The following is a 21,472-nucleotide window of genomic DNA, read 5'->3' as shown; positions in this document are numbered from 1 at the left end:
CACCCCTAAAAGGCCCCTGATTGCTTCACAGGCGCATTTTTTCGATGTCGGACGACAAAGATGAAGGGTGAAACGAGCGGCTCCGCTAGAGATCGAGCACGATCCGTTCGCCCTCGGACCGCGAGACGCAGATCAACATCTCGTGTTGCTGCTCCTCGGCCGTGAGCCGATTCTCTCGATGCTGCGGTGTTCCGCTCAGCACTCGAACCCGGCACGTCCCGCAGAACCCCTGCTGGCAGGAGTACGCCACATCCGGGCGCAGACGCCGAATGGCATGCAGCGCAGTCTCGTCCGAACCCACTGCGATGACCTGACCGGAATCGACGAGCTGCACCTCGAACTCGGCGCCGTTCTTCACCGGCGGAGGCGAGAACCGCTCGAAGTGCAGATGTGTCGCGGGCAACGAGTCGAACGAGGCGCGAACCAGATCGATCATCGGCGGCGGTCCGCATACGTAGACCGAACCGCCGGGTGCCGCGGCACCGAGCAGATCCATGCTCGACGGCATGCCGTCCACATCGTCGGTGCGCACCGTCACGCGATCGGCCTCCCAGTCGGCGATCTCGTCGAGGAACGGCATCGATTCACGCGAACGTCCGCAGTAGACCAGGTGCCAGTCCATCCCCGTCTCCCGAGCCCGGCGCACCATCGAGATGATGTCGGTTATCCCGATTCCTCCGGCGACGAACACTGCATGCTCGGACCGTACGAACGGAAAACCGTTGCGCGGACCCCGAATTGCGACCTCGGTGCCGACCGGAAGATCGTGCATCTCGCGCGACCCGCCGCCGCCGTCGGGCACCAGGCGCACCGCGATGGAGTACGAGTCGGCATCCGGTCGCCCACACAACGAGTACTGCCGACGGCGTCCGGACGGGAGATAGAAGTCCAGATGCATTCCCGGTGCCCACGCAGGCAGCACCGCGCCGTCGGCGGCCGAGAACGTCAGTTGGACCACCTGCTCGTCGACGCACAGCACCTCGCGTGAGACCAAGGTCAGCAATCGGGTGCGAGCGACGGGCGGCGCCGCGAACGACGCGTCGTAGTCATCACCGTCGAGCAGAGCGAACCATTTGTCGAGCGCATCGGTCACCAGCGACACGGTCTGATCGGGCTCGTCACGGCCGTACAGATTCTTCGGAATCGTGCGTCCCATTCGAAACGAGTCGACCATCTGTGCCATTGCGCCGAGCTTGCTCCGCAACGTGCGTTTGGTCATCGATCGGCGGACCGAGCTGCCGGTGAGGTGGCCAAATACTGCACTGCCTGCGCCGTCGACCCTTCCTGGGAAGGGTGGTACGTGCTCTTGAAGTAGCGAAGAGACGCCTTCACCATCGACATCGGGGTCGGGAACAGACCGGCCTTGGCCACTCGGCGGAATTCTCGGAACGAGGGTGTGCGCTGCTTGGGTGGAAGGTGCGCCAGCGTCGGATCCTGGCTCATCAGATAACGAACACCGCGAGTCCAGAACCACACGAGGGTGGGCGCGATGACGACATACGTACGAATCCGGCGGGCCGGGCGGACGTCGAAGTATCGCATCACCTCGTAGGCCACCGATCGATGCTCGACCTCCTCGGCTCCGTGCCACCGCAGCAGATCCAGCATGATCGGATCGACGTCGGCCTCGTCCAACTCCCTGGCATTGAGAACCCAATCGCCGAGGAAGGCGGTCAAGTGCTCGGCGGCGGCGATGAGGGCGAGACGCTCGACCAGACTGTTCTGGCCGTGCCCGGACCTGTTGCCGAGGGCGCGGCCGAACAGGAACTTCATCTGATCGACGTACGGATCGACATCGATGCCGTGCGCCCGCAGCTGATCGTGGACATCGGTGTGCGCCTGCGCATGCATGGCTTCCTGGCCGATGAATCCGATCACGTCGTCGCGCAGCTGATCGTCGTGGATGAGCGGCAGCGCTTCCTTGAACGTGCGCACGAACCATTCCTCACCCTCGGGCAGGAGCAGGTGCATCACGTTGATCAGGTGAGTCGCCAATGGGTTGCCGTCCATGTAATGCAGCGGCAGAGATTCCCAGTCGAACTCGACATTTCGAGCATGCAGAATGACACGGTCTTCGGGGGTTCCGTCCACATCGACGGCCGCTGTCGATGCCTTCTTCGTTGGTGCAGACACAACTTCTCCTCGTCCGATGGCCGCGTAGAACATCTTCATCGATCCCCCGACCGCTGAGTGTCGCGAATCACGCTACGCACATCGACCATGTCACAGCAACACTGGCCCCAACATCTGTTGAGGATCACCTGGACCAGCCGGTTCGAGAAGCCATCGTTGGGACGTCTCACTATCCGTACGTGTCGCGTGGGCCCCGTCCACGCACGTGACGCTCGCCCTTTCTCCAGCTCTGCGTCGTCGGACCGGTGATGCGCAGAGAGGTCACCACGCCGTGACCGACGGCCGCTGCGATCTTGGCCAGAATCTGCGATTGCATCAGCCTCAACTGTGTCGCCCACGCCGTGGACTCGGCGGAAATACTCAACACTCCGTCCTTGAGACCGGTGGGATCCGCGTGAGCCGAGATGTCCTCACCCACCACGCTGGGCCACCGGCCCAGCACCGCACCCTCGGACACCTTGGCCGACCACCCACGCTTGGACGCGATCGAGTTCGCCAACGCCCCGAAGGCCTGCGGATCACGGTCGTCGGGCCCGGCTCCCGACCAACCGCGTCTACGACGGCCCCGCAGTGCTCGAACTCCGCCGGTGGGCGACGACCGTCCCTGCCCCACCGATTTGCCACTGGCCTTGGCTGCGGCACGGGCGTCCTCGAGTGCTCGACGCGCCAGATCGACGCCCTTCAATTCCGGTACCTCACCGTTGCCCGGGGGCGTCGCGTCGTCGTCGGTCATCGATCCTCACCTTCCGAACGTGCGATTCCGGTATCGTCCGACAACTCGGAGATGCGCGAGATACGTCCTGCTGCACCGGAATCCGAGCTCTGCGTTGCCTCGACCCCGTAGCGCCTGGCATCGAGTTCGGGAGGTACGTCCTCCGGTACCGCCGCCGTGATGAGGACCTGCTCTGCGCCGGCGGCCACCGTCGCCAACGCCGCGCGCCTCTTTCGGTCGAGCTCGGCGAACACGTCGTCGAGCATCAGGACCGGGTCCGTACCGTCCTCCCGCAACAACGCAAAGGAGCCGAGCCGCAACGACAGTGCATACGACCACGATTCACCATGGCTGGCAAAGCCTTTGGTCGGTTGATCACCGAGCATCAATTCCAGGTCGTCGCGGTGCGGTCCCACCAGGCACACCCCGCGTTCGATCTCACGCTGTCTCATCACCGAAAGTTGATGCAGGAAAGCAGCTTCCAACACCTCGATGTCATCGGGTTCGGGGGCACGATCGGCATCGGAGAATTCCGGCGGGAGCGCATCGGCCAGACTGCAGCGATAGGCGACGGCAGCCAACCGCGATTCCGGAGCGATCGAGCTGTAGGCCTGTTGCACGAAAGGCATCAGCTCGTGCACCAAAGCTATTCTGGCAGCCAGCAATCGAGCTCCGTGCGCCGCGAGATGACCGTCCCAGACGTCCAGGGTGGCAAGGGCACTCGCGCCGTCGCCCGACGACGATCCGCGGCGCAACGACCCACTCGCCGTCTTGAGCAGAGCCGACCTTTGCCGCAGAACCTTGTCGTAATCGGCACGGACAGTGGCCATTCGAGGAATACGAGTGGTGAGTAGCTCGTCGAGATAGCGTCGTCGCTCGCCGGGATCGCCGCGGACCAGCGAGAGATCCTCGGGAGCGAACAGCACACTCTGCAACACGCCCAGGATTTCGCGTGGGCGCCGCAGCGGTGACCTGTTCATCCGAGCCTTGTTGGCCCTGCCTTCGAGAAGCTCCACATCGATGATCAGTTCCCGACCGTGATTGACCACGGCGCTGCCCACGAACGCCTTGGCGGCGCCTGCCCGAATCATGGGAGCGTCCGAGGACACACGATGGGAGGACAACGTCGACAGATAATTGAGCGACTCGAGCAGATTGGTCTTGCCGTGTCCGTTGGGCCCTACGAACACGGTCGAACCCGGTCCGAGGTCGACGGTGAGGTCGTCCCAGGATCGGAAATCGTGTAGCTGCAGAGACCGGACGAACACTTACTCGGTGTTCTTCGGCGCCGGGGCGCGCAGCGTCTCGTCGGCATCGGCCTTCTTGACCGCATGCCCGCCGAACTGGTTCCGCAGTGCAGAGACAGCCTTCATTGCAGGCGAATCCTCTTGCCGCGACGCAAATCTCGCGAACAACGCCGCGGAGATCACCGGCGCGGGGACAGCGTGACGGATGGCTTCCTCGACGGTCCAGCGTCCTTCACCGGAATCCTCGGTGTACCCGGAGATCTCGCTGAACTCCGGATCCTGACCGAGCGCTTCGACCAACAGATCGAGCAGCCAGGACCGCACGACCGTGCCCTTGCTCCAGGCCCGCAGCACGCCTTGCACGTCCTGCACGAGTTCTTCGGCTTCGAGGATCTCGTAACCCTCGGCGTAGGCCTGCATCAACCCGTACTCGATGCCGTTGTGCACCATCTTCGAGTAGTGACCGGCACCGACCGGACCGGCGTGCACGAAGCCGTCCGCGCGCTCGCCCTCGGGACGCAACGCATCGAAGATCGGCATCGCACGGGCGACATGCTCGTCCTGGCCACCGACCATCAGGCCGTAACCGTTCTTCAGGCCCCAGACGCCACCGGATACTCCGGCATCGATGTAACCGATTCCCTTGGCATCCAACAGTTCTGCATTGGGCTTGTCATCGGTGAAGCGAGAGTTGCCGCCGTCGATCACCAGATCGCCCGGCTCGAGCACATCCGCCAGACCGGTGACGGTATCGCGAGTGATCTTGCCCGACGGAACCATCACCCACACCACCCGAGGCGCCGTCAACGACTGCGCAAGACCGGCCAGTGACGGAGTATCGGTCACCTCGGGTCGGGGGTCGTAGCCGATGACCTCGTGACCGTGCTCGCGCAGTCTCTCGCGCATGTTGAAGCCCATTTTTCCGAGACCGACCAAGCCCAGCTGCATGATGAGGCGTCCTTGTCTGTGTCAGGTGCGAAAGTTCCCGCTGGTTCAACAGTAACCAGACCGGATCAGCCCGGCAGCCTGACCGGCATCAGCAAGTACGTGTACTCCGACTGCGGCGCCGCGAACTTGCCTGCGTCATCGGGAACGAGTTCCTCGTCCGACGTCGGCCGCAGCACTGCGGGCCGGCTCGGCGTCGTGAATCCGAACGTGACCTTCTCGCTGTGCAGTGACGACAGGCCATCGATGAGGTAGCCGGGGTTGAAGGCGATGGTCAGGGCCTCACCCTGGAAATCGGCGGGCAGTGCCTCCTCGGCGCGGCCTGCATCGTCGCCGCCCGCGGACAGCAACACGCCCTCCGCGTTGAATTCCAGGCGAACCTGGGCTCCACGCTCGGCAACAAGAGCCACACGCTTGATGGCCTCGATCAGCGACGCGATCTCGAGGGTCGCCACCGCGGTGTGTTCGGCCGGCAGCAACTGACGGAACTTCGGGAATTCGGCGTCGAGCAGTCGTGTCGTGGTGCGGCGCCCGTCGCTGACGATGCCGAGCAGGCCGTCGCTACCGATGGACGACCCGGAACCCAGGGCGAGTTCGACGGGTGAGCCGGCGTTGCCGCCGAGCGTCTTCGCAGATTCGGAGAGGGTCTTGGCCGGGATCAGCACCGCAGTGGTCGTGTCGGCGCCGGCGGGAGTCCACTCCACCTCTCGAACCGCCAACCGGAAACGGTCGGTGGCGGCGAGAACGACATTGGTGCCGTCGATCTCTACGCGGATACCGGTGAGCATCGGAAGCGTGTCGTCCTTGCCCGCCGCGATTGCGACCTGGGCGATGGCCTCGGAGAAGACGTCACCGGCCAGCGAACCGGTGTTGGTGGGCAGCTCGGGGAGCTGCGGGTAGTCCTCCACGGGCATCGTGGGCAGCGAGAACTTGGCGCTGCCGCAGTTGACCAGAACGCGGGTTCCGTCCACCGTGACGTCGACCGGCTTGTTCGGCAACGACTTCGTGATGTCGGCAAGTAGCTTGCCCGACACCAGAACTCGGCCGGCAGTGGCAACTTCGGCCGACACCTTGACCTGAGCGGAGACCTCGTAGTCGAACCCGGAGACCGTCAGACCCTGCTCGTCGGCGGCAAGAAGAACTCCACCGAGGACGGGAACGGGCGGCCGGGACGGCAGGCTACGGGCCACCCACGCGACGGAATCGGAAAAATCTTCACGAGCAACGCGAAACTTCAAACTTCCAAGCTCCATCGCTCGGCATTTCCTCTCGTTCGGTGGCGTTCGGTGTCACGGCCGGAGCGATGCAACCACGATGGTTGCGGCTCGAACCGATGCAACGACGAGTGTGGCACATCCAGCGCAAGCACACCGTATGCCCTCCGAACCGAAGACGGAAGCGCGAGGGTCTCGCCGAACTTGGGATTCGGGTGATCTCGGAGGGCCTGTGAACGGATCGTTCCCCAACACCTGTTTTCAAAGAAGTTCTTTCAAGGAGAAAACAGAAGTATTAATAGGTCCTGTGGAATCTGTGCACGGACCATTCGATCCGCTGGTGGCCGAGCGTAGTGTCGTGGGGATGAACTCGGGACCAATTCGTGGTTGACGAACCGCTGCCTGTGGACGAATCACATCGGTGCACAGGCGCCCACACTCCATCCCCAGAACTTCGATGTTGTCCACATGGTTATCCACAGGTGTGAATCAATGGTCGACGCCTCGAAAATTCATCGGATTCGCGTCGAAAATCGGTCCGGCGAACGACGAGATACAGCGACGGCACCGAACCCGCGATGGGATTCGGTGCCGTCTTGTGCGGTCGTGCGTGCCCGGTTGGCTACCGCTTCGAGCGCTGCTTGATCCGCGCGGTCAGCTCCTGAACCTGGTCGTACACCTTGCGACGCTCGGTCATCTCCTTGCGAATCTTCTTGTCCGCGTACATCACCGTCGTGTGGTCGCGGCCGAACGTCTGGCCGATCTTGGGCAACGACAGATCGGTGAGCTCGCGGCAGAGATACATGGCGATCTGCCTGGCCATGGCCAGTGCTCTGGCCTTGCCCGGCCCGCACAGGTCCTCGATGGAGGTGTTGAAGTACTCCGCTGTCACGGCCATGATCGTGGCCGCATTGATCTCCAGACTCGACGAATCGGGGATCAGATCGCGCAGAACCACCTCGGCCAGAGTGAGGTCGAGTGCTTGTCCGTTGAGCGATGCGAAGGCCGTCACTCGAATGAGGGCGCCTTCGAGCTCACGAATGTTGCGCTCGATTCGGCTGGCGATGAGCTCGAGCACGTCGTGCGGCACATCGAGCCGGTCCATCCGAGCCTTCTTGCTCAGAATGGCGATACGCGTCTCGAGCTCGGGCGGCTGCACATCTGTGATCAGGCCCCACTCGAAGCGGGTACGAAGCCGCTCCTCGAGCGTGGCCAACTGCTTCGGTGGTCGGTCGGACGAGACGACGATCTGTTTGTTCGCGTTGTGCAAGGTGTTGAAGGTGTGGAAGAACTCCTCCTGGATGCCTTCCTTGCCCTCGATGAACTGGATGTCGTCGACGAGCAGCACGTCGGTCTCCCGGTAGCGGCGCTTGAACGCCACCTTGCGGTCGTCTCGAAGACTGTTGATGAAGTCGTTGGTGAATTCCTCGGTCGAGACGTATTTCACGCGCATGCCCGGGAACAGTCGCTGCGCGTAGTGGCCGGCCGCGTGCAAGAGGTGAGTCTTGCCCAGGCCCGACGCCCCCCACACGAACAGTGGGTTGTACGCGCGAGCAGGTGCTTCGGCGATCGCCACCGCGGCTGCGTGTGCGAACCGATTGGAGGCGCCGATGACGAACGTGTCGAAGGTGTACTTCGAGTTGAGGCTGTTGGCACCCGAGGACGGCGGCGTCGAATCGGGAGGCTTCGTGAAATACGTCGGCCACGAGTTCTGGACGCTGGCGAGAGCCTCGCGTTCGTCGTCGACCTCTTCGTAGTCTGCCGTCTCGGAGTCCGACGGCTCGTCGTCTCTGCTGGTCAGGATGCGTCGCCGGTAGGTCGGAGAGCTTGCGGCATCGGGGTACGTCGATCGCTCGGAGTCGATTTTCTCGTCTTCGGGAGCCGAGATACGCACTCCGAGTCCCTCGACACCCTGTCCCAGATGACGCCCGAGGGCGCCGAGGATCGGTTCGCGAAGATCTCGTTCGATCGCTTCCTGCGCAAAGGTCGACGGGACTGCGAGCAGCGCGAACCCCTGCGTCAAGGTCAGCGGTTTGACCAGAGCGAGCCAGGCCTTCTGGCCTTTGGTCAGCGGCGACCCACTGTGTCGGTCGGATGTGAGCTCCGCGACCACCTCGGGCCAGATGCGCGCGAGCGCATCCGGATCGTCGTTCACGTTGGGCCCTCCGTCGTCGAGCATTGGTCTCGGGCGGTGTTCGACGTGTGAATCTGCACGCCGTTTCGTACCCGCGCGGCAACGACGTCGGATAGCGTCGTCGTTCGTGCGTCGCTGCGGCCGAGACCAGGGTCCGTTGGTGGACCCCGCAAGGTACGAATATGCCACCTGAACTGTGTTTCCACACAATTATCCACAGGTGTGGATAAACGACACCGATGTGACCCCAGAACGGGTTGCGGCTCGTGCTATGACAATTACGCCAGTCTGACCTGCACCGATGTCGACTGTCTGTAGTGCGATCGGACGACTTGGGTCGTAGCGTGCGGTCGTTCGGTGGCGATTTCGGCGAACATCACACCGTCGGTGGCCGGAAACCGGCACTGCCTGTGTATGAACGGCGGCACGGACCGCTCGAGCGCGAGTTTGACCGGCGGTGACTCGATCAGTACTCTCGAACAGTCACCCAATAGCGAGGTGGCCGATGCTTGCTGGCTGCTTACAGTCTGTCTTCACTCGGATTTCTCGCTCGGGAGGCAAGCAAGTCCATCCGGACTCGCTAGGAACCTTTCCAGCAGTCGCCGACAGATCGGCGTCTTTTCAATCTCGAGGAGTGTTGACCGTGGCCAAGGGCAAGCGGACGTTCCAGCCGAACAATCGCCGCCGCGCGCGCGTTCATGGCTTCCGTCTTCGTATGCGTACCCGTGCGGGTCGTGCAATCGTTTCCGCACGTCGCGGCAAGGGCCGTAAAGAACTCACAGCCTGATATCTGTTCGTCCGAAGCTTGGAGCTCGGGATGCTTCCTGAGCCGAATCGACTACACCGAGCACGTGATTTCTCCGTAGCGGTGCGTCGAGGACGCCGAATGGGTAGATCGGATCTTGTGGTTCACGCCGTCGTGCGTGACGAACAGGACATCGCATCGACCGTTCGCGGGCCACGTTTCGGATTGATCGTCAGCAAGGCAGTCGGGCCGGCCGTAACTCGTCATCGAGTTGCGCGCCGGCTTCGGCATATCTGTACCGACGTCATCGGTGAGCTCCCCGAGACCACCGACGTGGTGATCCGCGCACTGCCCGGAGCCGCGCGCGCGTCCTCGGCAGATCTACTGATTCAACTGCGTTCAGGATTGAAGAAGCTCGGTCTTCTCGAAGCTCCGAAGGGTCCGCCGTCATGACATTCATGGGCAACCTTCGTTCCATTCCTGCTCGAACACTCGTCTACATCATCGGGTTGTACCGGACCTACGTGTCCCCGATGAGACCTCCCACCTGTCGCTTCTCCCCCACCTGCAGTGAATACGCCATCGAGGCGCTCCAGGTCCACGGGATGACGAAGGGCTCTTTGCTGGCAGTCGTCCGCCTCCTCAAATGTGCTCCCTGGCACTCTGGAGGCTGGGACCCGGTACCCGAACCCGGTAGGTGGCGCGCGATCGTCACCGAACCGACCGAAACCGAAGAACACCACGATCTCGCGCGAGTGGAAGAACAGAGGAGTACATAGAGCCGTGCTCGACTTCATTTACTACCCGGTTGCCTGGATTCTCTGGGTGTGGCACAAGGTCTTCGGCTTTGTGTTCCAGGATCCCAGCAATGGGTTCGCCTGGGCACTGTCCGTCGTCTTCCTGGTCTTCACCCTCCGCCTGATTCTGTACAAGCCCTTCGTCAAGCAGGTCCGCACCACGCGGCAGATGCAGGAGCTACAGCCGCAGATCAAGGCTCTGCAGAAGAAGTACGGCAAAGACAAGCAGAAGATGGCCGTCGAGATGCAGAAGCTCCAGAAGGAGCACGGCTTCAATCCGCTGATGGGCTGCCTTCCGGTGCTTGCCCAGGCACCGGTGTTCATCGGCCTGTTCCACGTGCTGCGCTCGTTCAACCGCACCGGTACCGGCTTCGGTCAGCTCGGGTTGACTCCCGAGGAGAACCGCGAACTGTCGAACTACGCGTTCAACGTGGCCGATGTGCAGTCCTTCCTGGACGCTCGACTGTTCGGTGCCCCGATCTCGGCGTGGATCACGATGCCGCAGGATCAGCTCAACGCATTCGCAGTGGGCCCCGACGCGACCATCCCGTCGACGTGGGTCATCGTGGCCGTCTCGGTCCCGTTGATGATCATCGCGGCGATCATGACGCACATGAACTCGCGTGCATCGGTTGCACGTCAGAGTGAGGCGGCAGCGGCGAACCCGCAGTCCGCGATCATGAACAAGCTCGCCCTCTATGTCTTCCCGCTCGGCGTTCTGGTGTTCGGTGCCCTGCTGCCCGTCGCGATCCTGCTGTACTGGGTCAGCAACAACACCTGGACCTACGCGCAGCAGCACCTCGTGTTCGGAAAGATCGACAAGGAAGAAGCCGCGAAGGCCGCAGCCGCGGTAGAGAAGCGTTCCGAGAATGCGCCGAAGCCCGGTGTGAAGCCCGTGTCGACCACCAAGCCCAAGCCCGGTGCACGCCCCAAGCTCTCGAAGATGACGCCGACGAGCGATACGTCCACGGCGGGGACCGGCGAGGGCATTTCCGGCTCGACGACCGGTGCCGCGACGCCGGCCAAGCCGAGACCGCAGGCGAACCGGAACAAGTCGACCAAGCGCAAGCGGCGCTGACCGACACGTCGAGAGAAGGACGAACATGGCAGCGGACGTAGAAGAAGCTCAGAACGACGAAGTACAGACAGCCGGTGCGGTATCCGGAGATGGAGCAAGTGACGTGGTGGTGGAGGCCGATCAGGTGAGTGCAGTCGACGTGGAGGCAGACGAGACTCCCGTGGTCGAGGGATCCGAGGACTCGGGCGTCGTGGAGGACAAGACCGACGACGTGTCCGACGATGAGGACGAGGACGACGAGGATTATCTGGTCGAGGAAGGCGAGATCGCCGGCGACTACCTCGAACAACTGCTCGACGTCCTGGACTTCGACGGGGACATCGATCTCGACGTGGAGGGTGACCGAGCCATCGTCAGCATCGACGGTGGCGACGATCTCGCCAAGCTCGTGGGCCGCAAGGGTGAAGTTCTCGACGCGCTGCAGGAGCTGACTCGGCTGGCCGTTCAGCAGTCGACGGGTGAGCGCAGCAAGCTGATGCTCGATGTCGCCGGCTGGCGTGCGAATCGGCGTACCGAACTCGGCAACCTCGGTACCGAAGCAGCGCGCCGGGTACTCGAATCCGGTGAGCGCGAAGAGCTGACCCCGATGACTCCGTTCGAGCGAAAGATCGTGCACGACGCGGTCGCCAAGATCGACGGCGTCGCGAGCGAAAGCACCGGCGTCGAGCCGGCTCGGCGAGTAGTCGTCGTCAAGGCGTAAACAGAGCTTCGCAGTCGATGGCCCCCACTTCGGTGGGGGCCATCGTTGTATCCGGATGTAATGGAACTCTGCCGTGAATGTCATCGATGTAATTTGCAGGCCGGGTAGACGACGATGTTGCCGGTTCGATCGATTTTCCCGCCGGATTCTCGAGATCCAGCCATCCACTGCGCTTTCGTCACTGTGACGGCAAAGATTGCGGTGACGCGGCGACGTAAGGCACGTGATACTCGACTTTGTTTCACGTGAAACGAGCGTGTTCGTTCCACCCTTGGGGGACGTTCGATTGATGCGAGGTTCGGTGCCCCGGGTGGAGGAACCGAGTTTTGGTAGCCGTTCGAGACGGCCGCAGTACCACCGGTTTCACGTGAAACATTGCGATGCTGATTGGCTGCGGATCGCATTGGGCCCATCACGTGAAAACGAATCGAAATGATCCTGCGAAAGATCGGTGAACGCAGCGATCGCGAAGACGGTCCCGTCGACTCGAGGGGGCAACGCGAGTCGGACCCTCTCCGGGGTTCACTGCCGAGTCGGATACTGGTCCAGATCAGCTTTATCGGATCCCGCGATCAGCACGACAAGCGGTCCACGACGCCAGGCTCGATCGCTGACGACGCCAGGCTCGATCACTGACACCGTCACCGTCGACAGGTCTCGACGGTTGCGAAGGTCGGGCCTGCCGGTCGAAGAGACCTAGTCGGCGACTTGAGACACAGGAAAGATCCCGAATGCGGGGATGACGCGACTCGCCAATCTCTCGAGAGGTGTACCTGTCGGCGAGGCAACCACGTGTGTGTAGCGAATTGATCGCTCTGCCTACCGGTCGGAATTTCGGCTGTCTCTGTGCAGGGAGACGAGTCGGCCTGATGTTGGATGGCCGGGACAGTTGCACTCGTGCGATCGCTTGTCGGTCGACTGTGCAAGACCGTCGAGCCAGTGGGCCGAACCAGACGAGATGCAGATACGTATGGAGTTCGGATCCACCGTCTGAGTACTCGAGTCGATCATGATGCGATCGAGAACGGACTTGTATTGGTCCTCTCCCCCGACCGTGTTCGCGGTCGAGCATGACCGACCGTTCGTCGAGTCGACTGTGTCTCCAACCGTGAGCCCGGATCTGTCATGGAGGCCGAGAGCAATTTCTTCGGGTGTCCATCGGCTGCCCGCTGGCGATCGACGGCGCGCCCGGACAACACTGGGGACTGAGTCGACGGTGATTGAGTTTCACGTGAAACATTGTCATCGATGGCCAGTCGTATCGAGGTAGTCAGCCATAGACATGGATGCGTTCGGCGGCGGGGTGAATCTCCACGAGGGATCGGGACCGAGGTGATGGTGAAGAAAGCGTCGATAGCTACCCGTCGACTTCCGTCGTCTGCCGACGAGGGCGGTTCAAACCGATCGACTACGTCTGCTCATCTCCTATCGATTTGTCGGGCAGTCGGGTAGCGCGTCACCCATCGAGTCGTTGCGCGATAGCCGGACGGCTGCGAGCCGTCGGACGAGAAGTTTCACGTGAAACATGACGTGGGGTCGGGAGATCTCGAGTCGCCGACGGGACCGGCAGTTCGATCCGCTTGGACCGATTCGGCCGAACCTCGGAATGGCTCCCCATTCGTGCATCGTCACGCCTCCGTCCGAAAGTCGCTCGCATGGTGCCCCTCCCTGTCGCTGATCGAGGTGTGAATGTCGCGATCCGTCGAGTTACAGCGATGTCGTTTGGCGTTCCGCGCCCGGGCACGGGAAGATGTTTCACGTGGAACAAGAAGGCTCGGATAGCAATCAGTTGATGGCCGTGGCAGAGCAGATCTTCGGTGATCGGCTGGAGTTGGCGCGGAGGTATCACGACTCGTTGGCAACGGCGGGAGTCGAGCGAGGCCTCATCGGACCGCGTGAAGTTCCACGGCTCTGGGAGCGACACATCCTCAACTGTGCGGCGATCGGTGAGCTCATCGATGAGGGCGAGACCGTCGTGGATATCGGTAGTGGCGCGGGCTTGCCCGGGATCCCGCTGGCAATCGCGCGACCAGATCTGCGTGTGACTCTCGTCGAGCCCCTCCTGCGCAGAACCGTCTATCTCGCCGAGTTCATCGAGGAACACGATCTGAACATCTTGGTCGTGCGTGGCCGCGCGGAGCAGCCCGGCGTCAAGAAGGAAGCTGGCGGTGCCGACGTGGTCACGTCGAGGGCAGTGGCGCCATTGGAGAAGCTCGCCAAGTGGTCGCTTCCTCTGGTCCACGAGCACGGTCGGATGTTGGCTCTGAAGGGTTCGAGCGCCGGAGAAGAGATCGAACGAGACCGGACTTCCCTCACTCGGATGGGTGCTGGCAAGCTGGAGGTAGTGGAGTGTGGAGTGGGACTGTTGCCCACTCCCACCATCGTCGTCAGAGCGGTGCGTGAGCCGCGGAGACTGAGTCGTCACTGATTTCGATCGTGGGCTCATACGTCCCGCGCTCGATCCGATCGATCGTATTGAACACAGTCAGTTCCGCACTAAGGAGCACATATGTCGGGTGGGTCCGATCCCGCTGTTTCACGTGAAACAGCGTCCAAGAAGAACTCGTCGAACAACTCGGAGGACAAGTCGGGGGTGACGGCCAACTCCGGGTTCGAGTACACCAATGCGATCTCACCGAACGACACCCCCATCGGCGCTGCGGCACATCGAGCCAGCCAGGTTCTGCATCCCGGATCCGTATCGCTGCCGAAGCCGGCGAAGCGACGCATGCTGACGATCGCCAATCAGAAGGGTGGCGTCGGGAAGACGACGACCGCCGTGAACCTGGCTGCCGCTCTTGCGCTCCAAGGCCTGACGGTTCTGGTGGTCGATCTCGACCCCCAGGGCAACGCCAGCACCGCATTGGGCGTCGAGCATCACTCGGGTGTGCCGTCGAGCTACGAGGTCCTCATCGGCGAGGTGAGCGCCAAGGACGCCGTGCAGAAGAGCCCGCACAGCGACAGGTTGTTCTGCATCCCGGCAACCATCGACCTCGCCGGAGCCGAGATCGAGTTGGTGTCGATGGTCGCCCGCGAAGGGCGCCTCAAGACGGCGCTGTCCGTGGAGGAGCTCGCCGGCATCGATGCGGACTTCATCCTGATCGACTGCCCGCCATCGCTCGGTCTGCTGACGGTCAACGCGCTCGTCGCTGCGACCGAGGTACTGATCCCCATTCAGTGCGAGTACTACGCGCTCGAAGGTGTGGGTCAGCTGCTCCGCAATATCGAGCTGGTGCAGTCGCATCTGAATCCTGAACTCCACGTCTCCACCGTGATCCTGACGATGTACGACGGGCGAACCAAGTTGGCAGACCAGGTCGCGGAAGAGGTACGCAAGCACTTCGGGGACGCCGTCTTGCGCGCCGTCATTCCTCGCAGTGTGAAGGTATCCGAGGCTCCCGGGTACGGCATGACGGTGCTGGACTACGACCCCGGTTCACGTGGTGCGATGAGTTACCTGGACGCCGGACGAGAGCTCGCTGCCCGATCGGCCGGCATCGACGAAGCACGGAAGAAGTGAGCAGATGAGTTCGACACGTAAGGGTGGTCTGGGTCGCGGCCTGGCCTCACTCATCCCCACCGGACCTGATGCCGGACCACGCCTGGGCAATGCCGCGGCAGACGTGATCATCGGCGCGGATCGCAACGCCAAGGACCGTCCGGACACGTCCACCAAGCCGAAACGAACCGCACCGGCAGACGATCTCACCGAGACTGCAACGGCACCCACTCCGACACCTCCGGTACTGAGTGGAGACGACCTCTCCCCCGTCGGTGCCGTCTATCGCGAGATCGCACCGGATCGAATCGAAGCCAATCCGAAGCAGCCGAGACACGTCTTCGACGACGAGTCGTTGGCCGAACTGGTTCACTCGATTCGTGAATTCGGGCTCATGCAGCCCATCGTGGTTCGTCTCGTATCGGGTTCTGCTGCCGCCGGTGACGCAAAATATCAGCTCGTCATGGGCGAGCGTCGGTGGCGTGCAAGCCAGGAAGCCGGCCTCGAGTCGATCCCTGCGATCGTTCGGGAGACCGCGGACGACGCGATGTTGCGCGATGCCTTGCTCGAGAACATCCATCGGGTGCAGCTCAATCCGCTCGAAGAAGCGGCCGCGTACCAACAACTGCTCGAGGAATTCGACGTCACGCACGAGGAGTTGGCCGCGAAAATCGGTCGATCACGTCCGGTCGTCACCAACATGATTCGTCTGTTGAAGCTGCCGATTCCCGTGCAGCGACGAGTGGCGGCCGGAGTTCTGTCGGCCGGCCATGCCCGCGCGTTGCTGTCGTTGGACGCTGGGTCGGATGCGCAGGAGTCGTTGGCGGCGCGAATCGTCGCCGAAGGTCTCTCCGTTCGCGCCACCGAAGAGGCCGTCACCCTCGCCAATCGGGAGGACGGAAAGAGCCCGGAACCGGCGCCCCGGCGCAAGCCGATTCAGATGCCGGGCCTCCAGGACGTCGCCGATCGCCTCTCGGATTCGTTCGATACGCGGGTGACGGTCAGTCTCGGCAAGCGAAAAGGCAAGATCGTGGTCGAATTCGGTTCGGTCGACGACCTCCAGAGGATCGTCGAGATGATGGAAGCACAGAAGAAAAAGTAGCGGTGAATTTTCAGGACCAGTCTACGCGGTAGAAACGTCACTGTGACGTAGCTCGGTCGAAGACGGTCTCGAAAGTTCGTAATTTGCTCGAAAAGTATTGTGATATAACACATTTGAAAGATTCGGTCGGCTCGACAGGTCAGGTTATCGGATCGCAGGAGTGGAGCCTGCGGAACGACCCGTGTGACATCCTTGTCGAGGAGCGAATCGGGAATTCTCGCGTAAGACGAGTGCACGAAGGCTGAGGTAAGTGGTGTCGGCGATGGTGACCGGAGTGACGCTCGGTTCGTTCGAGCATTTGCCGACGCATTCGCGGCGGTGCAGCTTCTGGGTACTCGATCCCGCGTCGGAGAGTTCGTCGGTCGATCTCGAGTTCGAGAACGAAGTATGGCTGTCGACGATCATGCTCGAGTGGGGATCGTGTGGGCAGTTGCTGTCCGTGGACGGTAGGACGATCGGCTGCGCGCTCTACTGCCCACCCCGAGCAGTTCCCCGCGCGGGTACGTTCCCGACTTCGCCCGTCAGCCACGATGCAGTTCTACTGACCCAACTCCGGATCGACTCCCCGGACGACGCCGACATGCATTCGGCCACGTTGATCCAGGCGGTCGTGGGCGATCTCGTCAATCGTGGAGTTCGCGCTCTGGAGGCGTTCGGTATTCGGCGCAACGCCGACGATGCTGCGGCGGTTCCCAACGCCACCGCCCAACTGACATGTTCGGCGTCGACGTGCATGATCGAAGCGGATTTTCTCGAGAAGGTGGGGTTCGAGGTGATTGCTCCCCACCACAGATTCCCGAGACTCCGGCTCGAGCTCGATCGCGATCACGGGTGGAAGCAGGACGTCGAATCTGCACTCGAGCAGTTGCTGATCGCGGCCAGCATCTCCGTTGTCGACATCGAGCAGAAGTCGACGGTCGGGGCGCGCTGACCACTCACCGCGACGCGTTCGTGCGCGGTAGCTCAGGGACGATCGGAGGCAGCGAGTTCTTCGGCGAGCAACTCGGCGAAGGTGAACGTTCCGGTCGGCTGATCGTCCTGACCGAGTAGGTACAGACGCTTGACGGCGATCAGAATCGCTTCGGCGATGATGTCGCGGAACCGCGGGTCGCTGAGCACCTCGACGTCGGATTCGTTGGTGAGGTAGCCGAGGTCGATCTGAATGGTCGGCATGTTGGTCAGGCGCAACAGATCCCACGTGCGGCCATGGCTGCGGCAGTCCAGAAGCGGTGTGCGGGCGACGATTTCACGTTGCACGTAGCTGGTCAGTACCTGACCGATCATCGAGGTGGATCCGTGCGAGTTACCGAAGTGGAAACTTGCTACGCCGTTGGCCACGGGGCTGGTGCTCGATGCGCAGCGCAACGAGATCATCAGATCGGCGCCCCAGGCATTGGCGGTCTCGGCGCGGTCGGCGACCGAGGGATTGGTTCCGCGCGCACGGGAAAGGAAGGTCTCCATTCCGGTCGCGGCCATGCGGCCCTCGAGTCGACTGGCCAGATCCCACAGAATCTCGGATTCGGAGACGCGGCCGAAAGCTCCGTCGACGATGCGTCCGGTGTCTGCTCCGCCGAGATCGGGGTCGATGACGATGCGCTTGCCGGTCAACTGTGGTCCGGACTTACGAACGAGTTCTTCCTCGCTCATGGCGTGCGGCGATCCACCGGTGACGCGTGTTCCGAGAAGATCGAGAGAACGCAGAGTCGCCGGCCCACAGATGCCGTCCGGGGAGAGTCCGATCTCGCGCTGGAACGAGGACAGACCCTCGTGTGTGCGGGGACCGAAGAAGCCGTCGACGCGTTCGCTGTAGAAGCCGAGATCCTGGAGTCTCGTTTGCAACGAGGCGACGTCGTCGCCGTACAGCGGAGCGGACAGCTGGTAGATGAGGGTTCGAGCGCCGAGGCGGTACGAGGCTTCTTTCAACGCGCGATACGTGGCCGGGCCGACCACACCGTCGACCAACAGGCCGCGGTGTTGCTGAAAGGCGCGCACGGCACCTCCGAGGGCACCGTCGAACACCGAACCGGGAGCCGTCCAGTGGCCGTCGGCCATCGGACCTGGGGGAACTACCGCCTCATGAAGAAAGCCGAGTGCCGACAGAGTGCCGCGGACCTCGGCGACGGCGGGTCCGGAATCGCCGTGACTGAGTTCCTGCATCCTCGACAAAGCCTCTCGATCGTTCCGACGGCACTCACACCTTGCGGCTGATGTGCCGATGCCGAAGCATCGGCACATCAGATGATTGTCGCAGAAAGACTGGCTTCCGCTGCAATCCACACTGTGTGCAGGTGAGTCAGATAACGCCTTCGAGGTCCTTGAGCAGCGCTGCCTTGCCCTTTGCGCCGACAATTTGTTTGACCGGCTTGCCGCCCTGGAAGAGGATCATCGTCGGAATCGACATGACCTTGAAGTCGCGAGCGGCCTGCGGGTTGGCGTCGATGTCGAGCTTGGCGATGGTGAGCTTGTCCTTGTGCTCGGCCGCGATCTCCTCGAGAACCGGGGCGACCATCTTGCACGGGCCGCACCAGGTGGCCCAGAAGTCGACCAGGACGGGCTTCTCACTGGTCAGAACATCGTCGACGAACGACGCGTCGGTGATGGTGACAGTGCTCTTGTCGTCGGACATTTTCTATCTCCTCGATGTTGGTGGCTCGGTGCCTGTCAGGCGTTGACGGCGTCGACCGGTTGGTCGGCGTGTTCGAGCGTGTTGGTGGTGATATCGCCCTGCTCGGCCAACCAACGCTCGGCGTCGATCGACGCGGTGCAGCCCGTACCCGCAGCGGTGATGGCCTGCTGGTACACGTGGTCGACGAGATCTCCGGCAGCGAACACGCCCTCGACGGAGGTGGCCGAAGAGGGCGACGCGACCTTGACGTAGCCGGCGTCGTCGAGCTCGACCTGACCCTTGACCAGCTCGTTGCGGGGATCGTGGCCGATCGCGACGAACATTCCGGTCACGTCCAGGGTGGTCTTCTCGCCGGTTTCGGCGTGCTCGAGCGATAGTCCGGTGACGCTGGTGTCGCCGAGGACCTCGAGCACCTTGGTATCGGTGAGGAAGCGGATCTTGTCGTTGTTCTTGGCGCGCTCGAGCATGATGCGCGACGCACGGAACTCGCTGCGGCGGTGCACGATCGTGACACTGCGGGCGAATCGAGTGAGGAACGTCGCTTCCTCCATGGCCGAGTCGCCACCACCGATGACGGCGATGTCCTGATCGCGGAAGAAGAAGCCGTCACAGGTGGCACACGCGCTGACGCCGCGTCCGAGCAACTTCTCCTCACCCGGGATGGACAGGTAGCGAGCTGCTGCGCCCATGGCGAGGATGATCGCACGAGCCCGGTAGGTCTCGCCGCCGGCAGAGACAGTCTTGATCGGGCCCGTCAGGTCGAGCTCCTCGACGTCCTCGGTCCGGATGTCGGCACCGAATCGCTGCGCTTGCTCGCGCATCTGTTCCATCAGATCGGGGCCCATGATGCCCTCGCGGAACCCGGGGAAATTCTCGACCTCGGTTGTGGTCATCAGCGCACCGCCGAACTGCGTTCCCTCGAACAGGATCGGTTCCAGTTCCGCCCGTGCGGCATAGACGCCGGCGGTATAACCGGCCGGTCCCGAGCCGACGATGATGAGATCGTGAACCTTGGGGGTACTCAATGCAGACCTTCCGATCTTGTGCGGCGTGAACTTACCGTCGAAAGCCAGGTGCGCACAGCACACGCCGGTCGACGTACATCTGGTCAACACCACCCTAGAGGGAGTTGTTCCCCGGTGAGAGATCTGTCAGCCGATATCACGACGCGTCAGCACGTCCGGGTTGGCGGTGCCGCAGTCGTTGCCCACAGCGAGGGCGATGAACTGTGCGGGCTGTGCTCCGGCGAGGACGAGCAGGGTTCCGTCTCGGCCGTCGACGCGCACTCGGCTGGATCCGAGAACGGTGGTGGCCGGATCCACATCGTTGGACTGCAGACAGGCAGCGAGGTCGGCCGGATCGGCCAACGCTCCGGGATCGCGCTTGCCGATGATGCTGAACGCAAAACCGGAATCGAGGTCGGCGGAATCGAGCACCAGAGACGTATCCGGAAGCTGGGACGGGTCGGCAGCGATCGATTCCGGTTCGCTCGGGGTGTACAGGACTGCCACGACGGAAGCCGAGCCGGCCGCCAGAAGTGCTGCGGCAGCTGCGGTTCCGAGAACGATACGGCGTCTTCGCGGACGGAGCGGAACGACGACGCCTGCCGCGGGGGCCGATTGCTCGACCGTGTGGAGCGTGCGATCGATCTGCTGGGCGACGTCGGGCGGAATCGGCAACGTCCCGGTGGGGTCCTCGCCCACCTCGTGCAGTCGAGCCGAGACGGCGTCGAGACCGGCGAGGATCCGCATCGAATCCTCGTCGAGACGAACCAGTGGCCACAGTCGTCTGCTGACGTCCTCGGGAAGTGCATCCGCATGCAGATCGGCGAGCAGTTCCGGCGAGAACGGGGCTTGTAGAGCGTCGGTGCTCGACGGCACGTTCCTGCCTCCCTTCGCCGAATCTGCTTTCTCTCTCACACGGTATAGACGCGAGAGGGTCAGATTCGGTTCCCTGCATCTTTCAGGTACGCGAGCTGCGTCGAGAGCTTGAGCCGGCCGCGGGCGCATCGACTCTTGACGGTACCGGTGGGAACGCCGAGCAATGCGGCAGCGTCGGCCACCGAGAAACCCTCCATGTCCACGATGACCACGGCTGCGCGTTGATCGGGTGGCAACGTCATCAGAGCCTGCCGAACGAGAATGCTCGTCTCCGTCTCGGAGATCCGGTCCCTCGGTGAAACCGGCTCGTGACTTTCGTTCTCGCTCAACGGAACCGACGGCCGTGCCTTGTTTCTGCGGATGCGGTCGAGGCAAGCATTGACGACGATCTTGTGCAACCAGCTTCGGACTGCAGCGTCGGCGCGGAACGACCCGGCCGTGCGATGGGCGGAGAGCAGGGCCTCCTGTAGAGCATCGGAGGCGTCCTCGGGCGTGTAGCTGGTGCGCCGAGCCGTCAGCCACAGATGTTCGTGATGTCGGTAGATCAGCGTGGCGAAGGCGTTCGGCTCCCCGGCCGCATGGGCAGCCAGAAGCTCCGCATCCGTGCGCTCCCCTGGCGCCGAATCGAAACGTTCGGTCATACGAAAACGGCTCCCCCCG

General features: G+C 62.7%; 21 protein-coding genes. 9 read left to right on the top strand and 12 right to left on the bottom strand.

Translation table 11 applies throughout. From position 1 onward, the window contains the following. Positions 1-85: 85 nt before the first annotated feature. The 7 genes from AYK61_RS16815 to dnaA all read right to left on the bottom strand — a co-directional run bounded on the left by AYK61_RS16815 (position 86) and on the right by dnaA (position 8,406). Positions 86-1,219, bottom strand: a complete 1,134-nt coding sequence (locus AYK61_RS16815) for a PDR/VanB family oxidoreductase (RefSeq protein WP_397485110.1) — start codon at positions 1,217-1,219, stop codon at positions 86-88. Further along, on the bottom strand, positions 1,216-2,133 hold the full coding sequence (locus AYK61_RS16810) for a metal-dependent hydrolase (RefSeq protein ID WP_121872824.1): 918 nt from the start codon (positions 2,131-2,133) through the stop codon (positions 1,216-1,218). Before AYK61_RS16810 ends, AYK61_RS16815 begins: the two co-directional genes overlap by 4 nt. A gap of 169 nt (positions 2,134-2,302) precedes the next feature. Next, positions 2,303-2,866, bottom strand: a complete 564-nt coding sequence (locus AYK61_RS16805) for a DUF721 family protein (RefSeq protein ID WP_121871637.1) — start codon at positions 2,864-2,866, stop codon at positions 2,303-2,305. Next, positions 2,863-4,113 (bottom strand): DNA replication/repair protein RecF, encoded by a 1,251-nt coding sequence (gene recF / locus AYK61_RS16800; RefSeq protein ID WP_121871636.1) that lies wholly within the window; start codon positions 4,111-4,113, stop codon positions 2,863-2,865. The genes AYK61_RS16805 and recF overlap by 4 nt, the downstream gene beginning before the upstream one ends. Continuing rightward, positions 4,114-5,040, bottom strand: coding sequence for a phosphogluconate dehydrogenase (NAD(+)-dependent, decarboxylating) (gnd, locus tag AYK61_RS16795; protein ID WP_121871635.1), 927 nt, complete (start codon positions 5,038-5,040; stop codon positions 4,114-4,116). A gap of 65 nt (positions 5,041-5,105) precedes the next feature. Beyond that, positions 5,106-6,290: a DNA polymerase III subunit beta gene (gene dnaN / locus AYK61_RS16790; RefSeq protein ID WP_121871634.1), complete on the bottom strand. Its 1,185-nt coding sequence runs from the start codon at positions 6,288-6,290 to the stop codon at positions 5,106-5,108. Positions 6,291-6,873: 583 nt separating this feature from the next. Further along, complete coding sequence (dnaA, locus tag AYK61_RS16785) at positions 6,874-8,406, bottom strand: chromosomal replication initiator protein DnaA (protein WP_121872823.1); 1,533 nt, start codon at positions 8,404-8,406, stop codon at positions 6,874-6,876. A 622-nt stretch (positions 8,407-9,028) separates the two neighbouring features. On the opposite strand from dnaA, the gene rpmH reads away from it, so the two are divergent. The 9 genes from rpmH to AYK61_RS16730 all read left to right on the top strand — a co-directional run bounded on the left by rpmH (position 9,029) and on the right by AYK61_RS16730 (position 17,237). Next, the gene (gene rpmH, locus AYK61_RS16775) at positions 9,029-9,172 is read left to right on the top strand and encodes a 50S ribosomal protein L34 (protein ID WP_026347786.1); all 144 of its coding nucleotides are present in this window, start codon (positions 9,029-9,031) and stop codon (positions 9,170-9,172) included. A gap of 30 nt (positions 9,173-9,202) precedes the next feature. Continuing rightward, on the top strand, positions 9,203-9,583 hold the full coding sequence (gene rnpA / locus AYK61_RS16770; RefSeq protein WP_121871632.1) for a ribonuclease P protein component: 381 nt from the start codon (positions 9,203-9,205) through the stop codon (positions 9,581-9,583). Further along, positions 9,580-9,909, top strand: coding sequence for a membrane protein insertion efficiency factor YidD (gene yidD, locus AYK61_RS16765; RefSeq protein WP_121871631.1), 330 nt, complete (start codon positions 9,580-9,582; stop codon positions 9,907-9,909). The genes rnpA and yidD overlap by 4 nt, the downstream gene beginning before the upstream one ends. 4 nt (positions 9,910-9,913) lie before the next feature. Further along, positions 9,914-11,005 (top strand): membrane protein insertase YidC, encoded by a 1,092-nt coding sequence (gene yidC / locus AYK61_RS16760; protein WP_121871630.1) that lies wholly within the window; start codon positions 9,914-9,916, stop codon positions 11,003-11,005. A 25-nt stretch (positions 11,006-11,030) separates the two neighbouring features. Further along, on the top strand, positions 11,031-11,705 hold the full coding sequence (locus AYK61_RS16755) for a R3H domain-containing nucleic acid-binding protein (RefSeq protein WP_121871629.1): 675 nt from the start codon (positions 11,031-11,033) through the stop codon (positions 11,703-11,705). Between the two features lie 1,750 nt (positions 11,706-13,455). Further along, the gene (gene rsmG, locus AYK61_RS16745) at positions 13,456-14,133 is read left to right on the top strand and encodes a 16S rRNA (guanine(527)-N(7))-methyltransferase RsmG (RefSeq protein WP_121871627.1); all 678 of its coding nucleotides are present in this window, start codon (positions 13,456-13,458) and stop codon (positions 14,131-14,133) included. Between the two features lie 81 nt (positions 14,134-14,214). Further along, entirely contained in the window at positions 14,215-15,225 is a 1,011-nt protein-coding gene (locus AYK61_RS16740; protein ID WP_121871626.1) for a ParA family protein, read from the top strand. 4 nt (positions 15,226-15,229) lie between these two features. Beyond that, a complete protein-coding gene (locus AYK61_RS16735; protein ID WP_094611397.1) occupies positions 15,230-16,306 on the top strand; it encodes a ParB/RepB/Spo0J family partition protein in 1,077 nt (358 codons plus the stop codon). Positions 16,307-16,559: 253 nt separating this feature from the next. Next, positions 16,560-17,237, top strand: a complete 678-nt coding sequence (locus tag AYK61_RS16730; RefSeq protein WP_121872822.1) for a GNAT family N-acetyltransferase — start codon at positions 16,560-16,562, stop codon at positions 17,235-17,237. Between the two features lie 32 nt (positions 17,238-17,269). Here AYK61_RS16730 and AYK61_RS16725 read toward each other — a convergent pair whose 3' ends face one another. The 5 genes from AYK61_RS16725 to sigM form a co-directional block, all read right to left on the bottom strand. Further along, positions 17,270-18,463, bottom strand: a complete 1,194-nt coding sequence (locus AYK61_RS16725) for an N-acetylmuramoyl-L-alanine amidase (protein WP_121871625.1) — start codon at positions 18,461-18,463, stop codon at positions 17,270-17,272. A gap of 136 nt (positions 18,464-18,599) precedes the next feature. Further along, a complete protein-coding gene (gene trxA / locus AYK61_RS16720; protein WP_121871624.1) occupies positions 18,600-18,932 on the bottom strand; it encodes a thioredoxin in 333 nt (110 codons plus the stop codon). Positions 18,933-18,967: 35 nt separating this feature from the next. Beyond that, complete coding sequence (gene trxB, locus AYK61_RS16715; protein WP_121872821.1) at positions 18,968-19,957, bottom strand: thioredoxin-disulfide reductase; 990 nt, start codon at positions 19,955-19,957, stop codon at positions 18,968-18,970. 126 nt (positions 19,958-20,083) lie between these two features. After that, positions 20,084-20,812: a hypothetical protein gene (locus AYK61_RS16710; protein WP_147458343.1), complete on the bottom strand. Its 729-nt coding sequence runs from the start codon at positions 20,810-20,812 to the stop codon at positions 20,084-20,086. A gap of 59 nt (positions 20,813-20,871) precedes the next feature. Then, a complete protein-coding gene (sigM, locus tag AYK61_RS16705; protein WP_121871622.1) occupies positions 20,872-21,453 on the bottom strand; it encodes an RNA polymerase sigma factor SigM in 582 nt (193 codons plus the stop codon). Positions 21,454-21,472 lie beyond the last annotated feature (19 nt).

Source organism: Rhodococcus sp. SBT000017, from assembly GCF_003688915.1.
Classification (GTDB): Bacteria; Actinomycetota; Actinomycetes; order Mycobacteriales; family Mycobacteriaceae; genus Rhodococcoides.
The sequence above is the reverse complement of the archived record's forward strand: the minus strand, read 5'-3'. Positions and strand labels throughout refer to the sequence as shown.